This window comes from Pseudomonas sp. 382, from assembly GCF_002759075.1.
GTDB classification, from domain to species: domain Bacteria; phylum Pseudomonadota; class Gammaproteobacteria; order Pseudomonadales; family Pseudomonadaceae; genus Aquipseudomonas; species Aquipseudomonas vlassakiae.
Window position 1 is genome coordinate 38653 of sequence record NZ_PEMX01000027.1, and the last position, 13125, is coordinate 51777.

The 13125-nt window shown below is 65.6% G+C and carries 13 protein-coding genes; 1 reads left to right on the top strand and 12 read right to left on the bottom strand.

From position 1 onward, the window contains the following. Position 1 precedes the first annotated feature (1 nt). The 11 genes from CQW31_RS23400 to CQW31_RS23450 form a co-directional block, all read right to left on the bottom strand. Positions 2-805, bottom strand: coding sequence for an aspartate dehydrogenase (locus CQW31_RS23400; protein ID WP_099815534.1), 804 nt, complete (start codon positions 803-805; stop codon positions 2-4). A gap of 10 nt (positions 806-815) precedes the next feature. After that, entirely contained in the window at positions 816-2501 is a 1686-nt protein-coding gene (locus tag CQW31_RS23405; protein WP_054885721.1) for a thiamine pyrophosphate-binding protein, read from the bottom strand. Beyond that, positions 2494-3291 (bottom strand): SDR family oxidoreductase, encoded by a 798-nt coding sequence (locus tag CQW31_RS23410; RefSeq protein ID WP_054885720.1) that lies wholly within the window; start codon positions 3289-3291, stop codon positions 2494-2496. Before CQW31_RS23410 ends, CQW31_RS23405 begins: the two co-directional genes overlap by 8 nt. Before the next feature lie 2 nt (positions 3292-3293). Further along, complete coding sequence (locus CQW31_RS23415) at positions 3294-4115, bottom strand: IclR family transcriptional regulator (protein WP_054885719.1); 822 nt, start codon at positions 4113-4115, stop codon at positions 3294-3296. Further along, complete coding sequence (locus CQW31_RS23420) at positions 4112-4963, bottom strand: alpha/beta fold hydrolase (RefSeq protein ID WP_054885718.1); 852 nt, start codon at positions 4961-4963, stop codon at positions 4112-4114. Before CQW31_RS23420 ends, CQW31_RS23415 begins: the two co-directional genes overlap by 4 nt. A 4-nt stretch (positions 4964-4967) precedes the next feature. Continuing rightward, a complete protein-coding gene (locus CQW31_RS23425) occupies positions 4968-5507 on the bottom strand; it encodes a cupin domain-containing protein (RefSeq protein ID WP_099815535.1) in 540 nt (179 codons plus the stop codon). Positions 5508-5523: 16 nt separating this feature from the next. Further along, entirely contained in the window at positions 5524-6285 is a 762-nt protein-coding gene (locus CQW31_RS23430) for an SDR family oxidoreductase (protein WP_054885716.1), read from the bottom strand. Further along, on the bottom strand, positions 6285-7061 hold the full coding sequence (locus CQW31_RS23435) for an ABC transporter permease (RefSeq protein ID WP_054885715.1): 777 nt from the start codon (positions 7059-7061) through the stop codon (positions 6285-6287). The genes CQW31_RS23430 and CQW31_RS23435 overlap by 1 nt, the downstream gene beginning before the upstream one ends. Positions 7062-7088: 27 nt before the next feature. Further along, complete coding sequence (locus CQW31_RS23440) at positions 7089-8081, bottom strand: ABC transporter substrate-binding protein (RefSeq protein ID WP_054885714.1); 993 nt, start codon at positions 8079-8081, stop codon at positions 7089-7091. Positions 8082-8110: 29 nt separating this feature from the next. Beyond that, positions 8111-8947: an ABC transporter ATP-binding protein gene (locus CQW31_RS23445; RefSeq protein ID WP_054885713.1), complete on the bottom strand. Its 837-nt coding sequence runs from the start codon at positions 8945-8947 to the stop codon at positions 8111-8113. Between the two features lie 419 nt (positions 8948-9366). Continuing rightward, complete coding sequence (locus tag CQW31_RS23450) at positions 9367-10242, bottom strand: DMT family transporter (protein ID WP_099815536.1); 876 nt, start codon at positions 10240-10242, stop codon at positions 9367-9369. 225 nt (positions 10243-10467) lie between these two features. Here CQW31_RS23450 and aceK point away from each other — a divergent pair, with 225 nt between their 5' ends. Further along, positions 10468-12183, top strand: coding sequence for a bifunctional isocitrate dehydrogenase kinase/phosphatase (gene aceK, locus CQW31_RS23455; protein WP_054885711.1), 1716 nt, complete (start codon positions 10468-10470; stop codon positions 12181-12183). A gap of 71 nt (positions 12184-12254) precedes the next feature. On the opposite strand, the gene CQW31_RS23460 is transcribed toward aceK, so the two are convergent. Then, the gene (locus CQW31_RS23460) at positions 12255-13115 is read right to left on the bottom strand and encodes a DUF6279 family lipoprotein (RefSeq protein ID WP_099815537.1); all 861 of its coding nucleotides are present in this window, start codon (positions 13113-13115) and stop codon (positions 12255-12257) included. Positions 13116-13125: the final 10 nt, after the last annotated feature.

A 13125-nucleotide genomic window follows, 5' to 3' on the forward strand; every position in this document is an offset into this window, starting at 1 on the left:
CCTAGATGGAAATGGCATGGGCATGGTTGCCCAGGGCGCGGACCACGCTGTAGACGGTCAGCGCCGAGGTTTTCGGGTTGGCTTGCAAGGGCTTGCCATGCAGGCTCATTTCAAAGCCGCCGAAGGTGCCGAAGGCCTTGACCTGGTGCACGTTCTCTTGGCAGTGGGGGTCGGCGACCAGGGTGACCCGGGTATGGTCAAGGCCGAGCCCGGCCAGCGACAGGGTGGCGGCGACATTGGCGTTCTTCGGGTACAGCCGGGCGGCCTCGCGGGCGCTGCCCTGGAAGATCACCGTGGCCTCGGACAGGCTGTCGAGGGCGCAGACCTGCTCGGCCGGGGTGTCCTTCCAGGCCTGGGTCGGCTTGCGGCCGGTGTACTCCACGGTGTCAAGGCCGCCGACCTTGGCCGCCGACAGCGCGTCGATGCCACCGATGGCGCCGGGCAGCAGCTCGATGCGGGTGTCGCCGCGGGCCGCCGCTTGCTCCAGGCGCTCGACCAGCCCCGCTCGCGACAGCGCGCCGACCGACACCACCAGGCACGGGATACCGCGCTCCAGCGCCGGCAGCACGTGCTGCTCGATAGCGCGGTGCCCGGCGCATTCCAGCAGCAGATCAGGGCGCGCGTCGGTCGGCAGCATGGTCAGCACCTGTGGCGGTCGGCGCAGGCGGGCCAGGCGCTCGGCCACCAGCGCTTCGGAGCCGGGTGAGGCGATGACCGCGTCGACCTGCAGCTGGCGGTCATGCTCCAGCAGTTCCAGCACGGCCACGCCGATGGCGCCACAGCCGATCATGGTGATATGCAGCATGGGTGGGTCCTCAGGCGGCGGTGGCTTTCTGCGAGCGGGTTTCGCTGTTGGGCGGGCCGGCGAAGCGGGTGGCGAACGGGCCGACGCTGAGCATGTCGACTTCCAGCAGGAACGGCCCGTCGCTGCCCAGTGCGCCTTCGAGCACCGTGCCGAAGTCCTTCAGGTCGCGCACCAGGCCGTGCTTGAGGCCGAGCGATTCGGCGAGCTTGGCGTAGTCCGGGGTATGCAGCTCGACGTAGGCGTGCCGGGCGCCGTAGATGGCGTCCTGGATGTTGCGGATCACCCCGTAGCGCTGGTCGTTCATCAGCAGGATCACGACGTTGGCCTTTTCCTGCACCAGGGTCGCCAGCTCGCCCAGGTTGAGGATGAAGCCGCCGTCGCCGGCCAGGGCGAATACCTTGCGCCCTGGCGCGGTCTCGGCAGCAGCGATGGCTGCGCCGATGCCCATCGCCAGGCCCTGACCGATGCCGCCACCGAGGGCATGCACGCCGGCCTGCGGGTGGTACAGGTTGAGCAGGCGATTACCCCAGATGCTGTTGGACAGCGTCACGTCGCGTACCCAGGTGAAGTTGCGGCCGGTCTGCGCCTGCAACTGATCGACCATGGCCGCATACGGGCCAAGGTCTGCCACCAGCTGTCGGCGCGATTCGGCCCGCACTGCCTTGAGTTCGCTCATGAACGCCGGGTCGATGCGCAAGCGGCCTTGCAGGCGGTCAGCCAGGCCTTCCAGGGCCAGCGCGGCGTCACCGCAGATGAACAGGTCGCTTGGGTAGCTGCGGCCTTCAATGGCCGGGTTGGCATCGATGCGCAGGGTGGTGCGCGGCAGCTTCAGGGCGTACTTGAAGGTCTCGTTGCTGCGCAGCCGCGAGCCGGCCACCACCAGCGCGTCGCAGGTCTGCATGAAGCCTTCGACCAGTTTGTTCTGCGAGAAGGCACCCAGACAGCGCTCGTCATCTTCATTGACCACGCCACGGCCCTGGGTCGAGGTGATCACGCCTACGCCCAGATCCAGCAGGCGCTTGACCTGCGCGCCGGCATGACGGGCTCCCCCGCCGAGCCAGAGCAGCGGGCGGGTGGCGCTGGCCAGGCGCTCGGCGACCAGATCGAGGGCTTCCGGGACCGGGACCGCGACCGGGATGGGCAGCGGCGACAGGTCGCCAGGCATGGGGATCAATGCCGACTGGATATCGATCGGGATCTCCACGCTGACCGGGCCGGTGGGCGCGGTGAGTGCGGTTTGCACGGCCAGCTTGAGGGTGCTCAGGGCGGTCTCTACGCTACGCACGCGGAAGGCCGCCTTGGACACGGCCTTGAGCATGGTCAGCTGGTCGCGGGCCTCGTGGATGTAGGCCAGCTCCTGATCCAGGTACGGTGTTTCGATCTGCCCGGTGATATGCAGCAAGGGGGTACCGGCGGTGAGCGCTTCGACCATGGCCCCGGCGGCATTGCCAGCGGCAGTGCCGGTAGAGGTCAGGCACACGCCCAGGCCGCCGACGCTGCGGGCGTAGGCATCGGCCATGTTGGTGGCGCCGGCTTCGCCGCGGGCCATGATGAAGCGGATGTTGCCGCGTACGGCAAAGGCGTCGAGGATCGGCATGTTGTGGATCGAAATCACGCCGAAGGCGGCCTTGACCTCGCACTGTTCGAGAAACGCGGTGATCACTGCACCGACGGTGACGGTGTTTTCGTTACGCATGGCGGGACAAGCCTCCAGAAACATCGATATGACTGCCAGTGGTGTAGGACGACAGCGGTGAGGCGAGGAACAGAATGGCTTGGGCGGCTTCCTTGGGCAGGCCCAGGCGGCCCAGCGGGATCTGCTTGCGGCGGGCCAGCTGGGCGGTCCATTGCGCCCAGTCCAGCGCACGCTCGTCACGGGCCTCGAAGCGCCGACGCCACTGCCCGGACTCGACCAGGCCGATGAGGATGCCGTTGACCCGGATACCTTCTTCGGCGAACTCGAAGGCCATCGAGCGCACCAGATTCTTCAGCCCGGCGCGTGCCGCCGAGGTGGCGACCATGTGCGGCTCGGGCTGGCTGGCCAGCAGCGAGTTGACGCAGACGATCGAAGCACCTGGTTGGCCTTGCAGCTGGGGTTTGAAGGCGCGTACGGGGTTGATCACCGAGAAGAACTTCAGCTGCAGCTCTTCGCTCCAGGCGACGTCGCTGGTATCGGCGAAGGTCGACACGCGGCCCTGCCCGGCATTGTTGATCAGCACCCGTGCCGGGCCCAGCGCGGCCTGGCTGGCGGTGGCGAAGGCATGCACGGCCTTGGCATCGAGCACGTCGCACACCTGGGCCAGCAGTTGTGCTTCAGGGAAGCGCTGACGCAGGGTGGCCTCGGTGCTGCGCAGGCGGTCCTGGTTACGGCCGCAGAAGGCCACGCGGGCACCTGCTTCGAGCAGCAGCTCGACGCAGGCCAGGCCGATGCCGGACGAACCGCCGGTGACGATGGCGGTGCTGTCGTGGAGTTGGTAGAGGTTCATCTTCAGTCCCTCATCAGCGCAGTGACCTGGCCAGCGCCGGGTCGGTAGTCGAGCAGCCGGGACAGCTCATCGGCGCTGCCGCGCACCTGGCCCAGCAGGCTGTCGAAGTTGATATGGCCGACCTGCGCGGTAGGGATGGTCAGGCCCAGCGCAGCGGCGACCCGGCCACTGGCATCGCGTACTGGCGCAGCGAGGGTCGAGATGGTCGATTCGAAGAAGCCTTCGCCATGCACGTAGCCGCGCAGGCGGTCGGCCTGGACCAGGTCGAACAGTTCCAGCACGGTTTTCGGCGTGCTTGGCGAGTGCCGTTCCAGGTGTTCCTCGGGGTACAACTCACGCAGCTCGGCCAGGCTCAGGTCGGCCAGCAGCACACGCCCCAGTACCGTGGCATGGGCGGGCAGGCGGGTACCCACGGTCACCGCGCTGGAGAACACCGATGGTGGCGAGACTTTGGCCACGTAGACGATCGAGCGGCCGTCGCGCACCACCAGGTTGCTCGGGTAGTTGAGGTGATCGCACAGCCGCGCCAGGATCGGCTGGCCCAGTTCGGTCAGCTCCAGCGAGGCCAGGTATTCGAAGCCCAGGCGCAATACCGACATGCCCAGCCGGTACTCGTTAGCGATGCGGGTGACGAACCCCATGGTTTCCAGGGTGCTCAGCAGGCGGAAGATGGTCGAGCGCGGCAGTGCCAGGCGGCGGGCCAGCTCGGGGGCGGTCAGGGTGCGGTTCTGTCGGCTGAATTCGCACAGCAGCAACAGGCCGCGCTCCAGGCCCGGGACGGTATAGCGGTCCTGATTGTCCTTCATGGCATCCGTATCGTTCATTGCACGCTACCTGTGAAAGAGGCGTCCAGTGCCCGGGCCAGGCGCCCGGCCACTGTTTCGGGTTGTTCGATGGCGCAGGCATGGCCGGCACCGTGGATCAGTCGGAACGGGGCGCCGAAAGCCTGGGCCAGAGCCCGGCAATCGTCGGCCGTGGTAATACTGTCGGCACTGCCGCAATGCACCTGGCAAGGCACCTGTAGTTCGCAATAGCGCAGCAAGTCATCGCTACACAGCAGCTCGATGGCCTGGCGGTAGCCAGCAGGCTGCAGCCGTGCCATGTTCCAGCGCACCCAGGCCAGGGCGCTGTCACTGGCGTTAGCGCAGACCAGGTTGGCGCTGCGCATCCGGGCGATGCGCTCGACCCCCAGCGTGGCCAGGTCGTGCAGGCGCTTGTCGCGCACCGCACACGCTTGCTCGGGCCTGGCGCCGTAACCGCGTGCCGGGCTTAGCAACACCAGTGCACTGACCCGCTCGGGATGGCGCTGGGCAAAGGCGGCGGCAGTCATTGCCCCCAATGAATGGCCGACCAGCACGCAGCGCTCGAGCGCTAACGCGTCGAGCAAGCTGGCCAGGCGCGCGGCGTAATCACCAGCCCGCGGGCTGGCCATTGGCAGCGGCGCGGACTGGCCGTAACCCGGCGCGTCCCAGGCAATCACCCGGGCCCGCTGGCGCAGGCCCTGGGCGACTTGCAGCCAGCTCGCCGCGCCCGAGCCGATGCCGTGCAGCAGCACGATCGCTCGGCCACTGCCGGCTTCCCGGATCGCCTGCTGGCCATCGCCAAGTAGCAGCAGGCGTTCGCCGAACTGCCGCTGGAGCTGGCTGACGTAGGGGGCGGTGAGCGCTGGCATCGGCTTACCCGCGCTTGATCGAGGCCAGCGGGTGAGCTGGCGGGTAAGTAGGCGTGACCGGTTTCTTGGCGCCGAGCATCACGCACATCAGCGCGTCTTCGTCGCCGATGTTGATCTCTTCGCGGTACACCCCCGGCGGAACGGAAATCAGGTCGCGATCGCTGAGCACGGTCTCGAAGCGCTCGCCGTCCTTTTCGATCACCACCTTGAGCTTGCCACGCAGCACGAAGAACACTTCCTCGACGTCGGTGTGCAGGTGGGGCGGGCCTTCATGGCCGGCAGGGATGACCATGGTCGAGAAGGTGAAGTGCTCGGACGGGATGGTGTTCATGTCGCTGTTCACGCCGGTAACGCCGGTGCCCACGTAGCGCATCTGCGCGCGGCGGAACTTGGGGTCGAAGTCGGCCTGGAACTTCAGTGCGTCCCAGTCGTAGCGGCGGGTTTCATAGCGGGCGATGCGCGTCTGCATCCATGCGGCCAGGTCGGAACCTGCCGGTTGTTCCCAGGTTTTCGCTGTCTGTTGTTCAACGCTCAGATCGGTCATGGCGGTCTCCTTGTGCTCAGGGCATGACGAACCCGCCGTTGACCGGCAGGGTTTGTCCAGTGATGAAGCGCGACAGGTCGGACAGGGCGAACAGCACGGCCCCGCTGACGTCGTCGGGCAGTTGCGGGCGCTGAATGGCCCGTTGGTCGATGTACAGACGATGGCGGGCTTCAGGCACGTAGGCCGTGGCCTCGACCTGCACCAGCCCGGGGGCAATGGCGTTGATGGTGATGCTGTCGCCGCCCAGTTCGCGGGCCAGGCTGCGGGTCATGGCGATCAGCGCGCCCTTGCTGGCGACATAGGCCAGCAGGTTGGGCGCGCCCCACAGCGGGGTGTCCGAGGCCAGGTTGACGATCGCTCCGCAGCCGCTGCCGCGCAGCGCCGGCAGGGCGGCTCGGGTCATCAGCCAGGTACCGCGCACGTTCACCTGCATCACCTGGTCCCAGGTTTCGATGTCCAGTTCTTCGCAGCTCTTGCCGCCGGAGTTGGTGATCGAGGCGTTGTTGACCAGGCCATCCAGGCCGCCCAGGCGTTCGACGGTGCGTTCGATGCAGCGGCTGATCGAGGCCGGGTCGGCCAGGTCGAGGCTGACTCCGCTGACATCAAGGCCCTGTGCACTCAGTTCGCAAGCGGCCTGCTGTACTCGGCCGGCGAGGATGTCGGCGATCACGACGCGGGCACCGGCCTGGGCGATGGCCTGGGCGAAGGCGAAGCCCAGGCCGCGGGCGCCACCGGTGACCAGCACGCGGCGGCCGGCGAGGAGGTTGTGGTAGGTCATCACGAAGTACTCAGCATGGCTTTGGGGAGGTAATGCAGCACGCGTTTTTCAGCCCATACCACGGCGCCGTAGGCGAGCACGCCGATCAGCGTGAGCAGGACGATGGCCACGAACACACCCGCGGTGTTGCCCTGGCCTTCGGCGTCCACCAGCAGGAAGCCCAGGCCCTGGTTGCCACCGACCAGTTCGCCGACGGTGACGCCGATCACCGCCAGGGTCGAGGCGATGCGCAGGCCGGAGAACAGCGCAGCCATGGCCGAGGGGAACTCCACCAGGCGAAAGATCTGCCAGCGGGTGGCGTTCATGGTGCGCACCAGATTGATCATGTCTGGGTCGACGGTACGGATGGCCGAGAGCACATTGATCATCACAGGGAAGAACACGATGAGGATGGCGATGAGGATTTTCGGGTAGATGGTGTAGCCCAGCCACATCACGAACAGCGGAGCGAAGGCCACTTTCGGCGCGATCTGCAGGGCCAGGATGTACGGCGAGAGCATGGCTTCGGCCGACGGCGACAGGCCCAGGGCCACGCCGATCGACACACCCAGCAGGGCGCCGAGGGCGAAACCGACGATGATCTCGAAGGCGGTGATCAGGGTATGTTCGAGCAGGCTGCTGCCTTGCCACATCAGCACGCTTTCTTCGGCCACGCGGCTGAGCGGCGGCATGACGAACTCGGGCATGCCGAGCAGGCGCGGGCCCCATTGCCAGAGCAACAGGAACAACAGGAGCAGGGCAAGGCTGCCGAGCACGGAGGTGTTGAGGTTTTTCATCAGGCGCTTACCTTGGTTGCCGGGGCTTTACTTGGCCGCGGTCTGGGTGTCGATGAACTGATTGCTGTAGAGCTCCTCGAGCGGCGACTCGCGGGGCACGATGCCTTCGCTGACATAGAACCTGCGCACGGCATCCAGACGTCCCGGGTCTATGCGCCCTGGCACCGGCTGGCCGGCGTAGACGTACTCCACGTACAGGCGCAAGGTCTTCTCCAGGGAGGCTTCCTTGCCGGCATAGGCCGGTACTGCACGGGCGAAGGTGGCGGCGGCTGCCTTGGGGTCGTCGAGAATGTCCTGCAGGCCGTGCAGGGTGGCCTGGACCACGCCACGAACCACCTGCGGGTGGTGCTCGATGGCATCGTCCGAGGCCAGGATCGCCTGGGCCATGCTGTCGAATACCTGGTCGCGGGGGATCAGTTGATACTTGAGCCCGGCGTCCTCGGCATTGACCACCCAGTCCGGTACCCCGGCCATCGCTTCGGCCTTGTTGGCCGAGAACAGCTGCCAGACGCCGGACGGCCCGGCGGCCTGGATGTCGACGTCGTCCTTGTTCAGGCCGGCCTTGCGCAGCGAGGCAAGCAGGGCGTAGTAGGTAGTGTCGGAGTACGACATCACGGTCAAGGTCTTGCCCTTGAGGTCCTGTATGTTGCGGATCCCGGCGCTGGCGTTGGTGGCGATCATGGTCACTCCGCCACCGCCGAGCACGGCCACCGTGCGCACCGGGATGCCGTTGGGGCGGACGATGATCGGTGTGTCGCCGATGGCGCCGCCGACCAGCGCGTTGCCGGCGCCGATCTGCTTGGCCACATCGACACCACCCTTGGCGGCGATGAAGGTCAGGTCCAGGTCCTGGGCCTGGTAGTAGCCCTTTTCCTTGGCGATGATCCACGGCGCGAAGGCAGGCAGGCTGGGCGGTGCCGGTAGCAGGTAGGTGACCTTGGTCGGCTCGGCCTGGGCCTGCAGGGCGAAGGCCAGGCCCAGGGCGGCGAGCGCGAGGCGTTTGAAGGGTGTATTGAACATGCTGACTCCCGGGGGGTAGTGAACGTCGATCAATGCAGTTCGTGGTCGGCGCCGACGTGCAACAAGTCCATCAGGCGGCCGGCCAACGGGCCGATTTCCGGCAGCTTGCGGCGTTCCAGAGGGTTGTCGCGGTGCGGCAGGTCGATCTCGATTTCCTCGATGATCGTGCCTGGCCGGGCACTCATGACCAGCAGGCGGTCGGACAGCGCGATGGCCTCGACCAGATCGTGGGTGATGAACAGCGCGGTTTTCTTCTCTTCGAACAACATGCGCGCCAGGTCCTGCTGGAGGATCATCTTGGTCTGCGCATCAAGGGCCGAGAACGGCTCGTCGAGAAACAAGACTTGCGGGTCGATGGCCAGGGTGCGGGCCAGGGCGGCGCGCTGGCGCATGCCGCCGGAGAGCTGGAAGGGATAGTGGTCGGCGTAGCCCTGCAGGTGGCAGCGGCTCAGCAGGTCTTCGGCGATGGCCTTGCGTTCAGTGGCGGGCATGCCCTGGATTTCCAGGCCCAGTTCGATGTTGCGGCGGATGCTGCGCCAGGGCATCAGCAGGTCCTTCTGCAGCATGAAAGCGACCTTGGGCACCGGGCCGGTGACCGCTGCGCCGCTGACCAGGACTTCGCCCTCGCTGGGGCGATACAGGCCCGACCCCATGTTGAGAATGGTGCTCTTGCCGCAGCCGGACGGGCCGATGATCGACACCACTTCACCACGACGAATCTGGAAGTTCACACCGCGGATGGCGAACGGGGCCTCGTGTTGCCCCTTGGCCGGGAAGGCCTTGCCGACATTGCGAAACTCGATTTCAGTGGGCGCCTGTGCATCGCAAGGTTGAGGCGTATGCCACTGTGGGGCGATTGCGTACATCTCTTTCACAGCCATGGGATCAACTCGCTGGTCTGTTTCATAGGTGATACGCCGTTTAGTGCATGAACAGTGCCAGTTAAAACATTTCCTTTATTTAAATAAAAAAGCGTTAGTTATTAATTAGTTGCTGAGTAAAGTGCCAAACACGCATGTTTTATATATGAAACATGGTTTTTTATATGGCACGGAAATGCCCATTCACGGCGCAGTGAAGTGGACCGTGCAATTGAACAGGGCAAATTCGGGTAACGCATGCGGAGCGGTGGTTTCACAGGTGAAACCGCACGGCGGATTGCAAATGAACCCTGTGGGAGCGGGTTTACCCGCGAAGAATCCAGCGCGGTGGCTGGCACCGGCTTTGCCGGTATTCGCGGCTAAAGCCGCTCCTACTGAGAGGTGTGTTGCAGTTGGCGGACGGGTCAGTTCCGGGCAGGCCGCAGCACCAGCCACAGCGCCACGCCAATCAACACGCCACCGTACAGGTGCGCCATCGACAGCGGCTCGTCCAGCAGCCAAGCGCCCCACAGCACACCGAACACCGGGATGAGGAAGGTCACCATGCTGGCCTTGACCGGCCCGATCTCGGCCAGCAGGCGGAAGTACAGGATGTAGGCGAAGGCGGTGCACAGCAGGCCCAGGCCCAGCAGCGACAGCCATACCTGCCAGCCGCCCCAGCTCGCCGGTGGCTGGGCCAGGGCGCTCCAGGCGAACAGCGGGCTCAGCATCAAGGTGGCGCCGAGCATGCTGCCCAGGGCCGACAGGCGGCTGTCCAGGCCGCTGATCCAGCGCCGGGCGAGGAAACCGGCGAAGCCGTAGCAGGTGGTGGCAGCCAGGCAGGCCAGGGCGCCTTGCACCAGGGCCATGTCCAGGGCGACCGGGCCGGCGCCGCTGAGGATGCCGACCCCGAACAGGCCGAGGAAAATGCCGCCCAGCTTGGGCAGGGTCATGGCTTCGCGGAAGAACAGCGCGCCGATCAACACCCCCATCAGCGGAGTGGTGGCGTTGAAGATGGCCGAATAGCCAGCGGGCAGCACTTGTGCGGCCACGGAATAGAAGGTAGCGGGTATCCCCGAGTTGATCATGCCCAGCACCAGGCAGGCGCCGAGCTTGCCATCGAAGTTCCAGCGCACCCGGGTGGCGGCGAGGATGGCGATCAGGCCCAGGCAGGCGATGGCAACGCGGAAGAACGCCGTGGGCAGGGTGCCTAACTCCGGGGCGATGATGCGCATGAACAGGAAGCTCGCCCCCCAGACAGCGGCAAGGGTCAGCAGGCGGGCTAGGGCGATGGGGCTCACAGCGGTCTCCGGGTACAGGGCAGGGCGCGAGTGTACGCCAGGCGGGCGGAGGGATTCTTGTGCTTTCTTGCGCTGTAAACCTGTACCGGCCTCTTCGCGGGCACGCCCGCTCCCACAGGGATAACACCGCCTTCTGCAATGTGGAGATCCTGTGGGAGCGGGCGTGCCCGCGAAGAGGCCGGTACAGGCTAAGCTCTTTATCTCAGCAAACCCGAGGTTCATCGCATGCCCCAGCCCTGGCCCGCAGCCGATATCGCCCGGACAATCCTCGACGGCTTCGACAACTACCGCGAGCACTTCCAGCAGATCACCCTGGGCGCCCGCGAGCGCTTCGAGCAGGCGCGCTGGCAGGACATCCAGCGTGCCTCGGCGGCGCGCATCAACCTCTATGAAGAAAAGGTCGCCGAGGTCAACGGCTGGCTGCGCCAGGGCTTCCCGGAGCCGATATTGCTGGATGTGGAACAGTGGCCGCTGGTAAAAAACGCCTACATCCGCCTGATCGACCCGCGGCTGGACGACGAGCTGGCGGAGACCTGGTACAACTCGCTGTTCTGCAGCCTGTTCAGCCACGACCAGATCAGCGACGGCTGCATGTTCATCCACACCACCCGGCCCTCGATCCGTGCCCACGAGCGCGCGGCACAGACCCGCACCTACACGCTCGGGGCCGGGCTGAAGAGCCTGCTGCGGGCCATCTTCGCCGATTACCCGTTCGACGCCCCCTACGGTGACCTGGAAGGCGACCTCGTACGCCTCGAGGAGCAACTGCGCGAATGCCTGCCAGACTGGGTGTGCAAAGACCCGGCGCTGGCCGTGGAACTGTTCGTACCGGTGCTGTACCGCAACAAGGGCGCCTACCTGGTCGGCCGCCTGTACAACAGTGACGAGCAGTGGCCACTGGTGATCGCGCTGCTGCACCGTGAGGGCCATGGCATCGAGGCCGATGCCTTGATCACCGACGAGGCCGAGGTGTCGATCATTTTCTCGTTCACCCGTTCGTACTTCATGGCCGATGTGCCGGTACCGGCGGAGTTCGTCAACTTCCTCAAGCGCATCCTGCCGGGCAAGCACATTGCCGAGCTGTACACCTCGATCGGCTTCTACAAGCAGGGCAAGTCAGAATTCTACCGCGCCCTGATCAACCACCTGGCCAGCAGCGACGACCGCTTCGTCATGGCCCCCGGGGTGCGCGGCATGGTCATGAGCGTGTTCACCCTGCCGGGCTTCAATACCGTGTTCAAGATCATCAAGGACCGCTTCTCGCCATCGAAGACCGTGGATCGCGCCACGGTGATCGACAAGTACCGGCTGGTGAAAAGCGTCGATCGGGTCGGGCGCATGGCCGATACCCAGGAATTCGCCGATTTCCGCTTCCCGCGTGGCAAGTTCGAGCCCGAATGCCTGGCCGAACTGCTGGAAGTGGCACCCTCGACCGTGGCGCTTGAAGGCGACACGGTGCTGGTGCGCCACTGCTGGACCGAGCGGCGCATGACCCCGCTCAACCTGTACCTGGAGCATGCCAGTGAAGGGCAGGTGCTCGAAGCGCTCGAGGACTACGGGCTGGCCATCAAGCAACTGGCGGCGGCGAACATCTTCCCGGGTGACATGCTGCTGAAGAACTTCGGTGTTACCCGGCATGGGCGGGTGGTGTTCTACGACTACGACGAAATCAGCTTCCTGACCGAGGTGAACTTCAGGCACATCCCGCCACCGCGCTACCCGGAGGATGAGATGTCTGGCGAGCCGTGGTACTCGATCGGGCCGCACGATGTGTTCCCCGAAGAGTTCCCGCCGTTCCTGTTTGCCGATATCGGCCAGCGCCGGTTGTTCAGCCGCTTGCATGGGGAGTTGTATGACGCGGACTACTGGAAGGGGCTGCAGGCGGCGATCCGCGAAGGCAAGGTGATCGATGTGTTTCCCTATCGGCGCAAGGGGCGCTGATCCTGGCTTTGCAGGGCCGGCCCCTTCGCGGTCCGACTTGCCCGCGAAGGGGCCGGCCGTGCACATCACATTCAGCTTTTCAGGCACTTCATCTCGCTGAAATCCGTGCGGACTTTCGCCAGCCGTTCCTGCAGGTACTGCCGCTGCGCCGGTGTGCTCAAGTGCATCAGGTCAACCAGCAAACTGCGCGCCTGCTGCTCGGTATTCTGATAGGCCGCCCGGTACTCCGGCGTCCACAGGCTTTCCTTGCGTTGCAGCAAGGTGGCCAGGCGCGGCGCGAAGCTGGCGTCGTTGCGCTGGTTCATGGCCAGCATCAACTGTTGCTGCCAGTGCTGGCGGTTGGCGATCCACTGGCGGTTCTGGTCACCCAGTGCTTGCGACCAGGCCTGGACACGCTGGTGTTGGGCGGGATTGAGCTCACCAAACCAGTTGTTCAGGCGTTTTTCCATGCGTTCGCTGCGGCGGGCTATCTGCCTGGGCAGCGGGGTGTCGACGTATTCCTTCTGCCGCTCGCGGATATCATCGTTAAAGGCCTGCTGCATCTCGGCCACCTGCTTGTCGCTCATGCCGCGCAGCAGTTCGGTGGCCGAAGGGGTGATCGCTTCCGCTACCCGGCCGATTGCCTGGCGCGCCTCGACAGTGCGTTGCTGCAGGGCCTGGTTGGTCACCTGGTCCCTGGCGACCATGTCGCGCACCCGGTCGAGCCAGTCGAGGTAGCCCGGCAGCTGGGTCTTGCAGTGCCAGGCGAGGTGCTCCTTGAGCCGTTCGTCGAGCAATGCCTTCTGCTCGCGGTTCATCGCCAGGTAGTCGCCCAGCGACCAGGGCACCAGGTGGTCGAGGTTGCGATACGCCAGGTCGATGCGGCTACAGGCCGCCAGCACCACGGCGCAGGCGATGGCGATGAGCAGGGCTTTGCACAGGCGTACCGGCATGTTCAGGTCC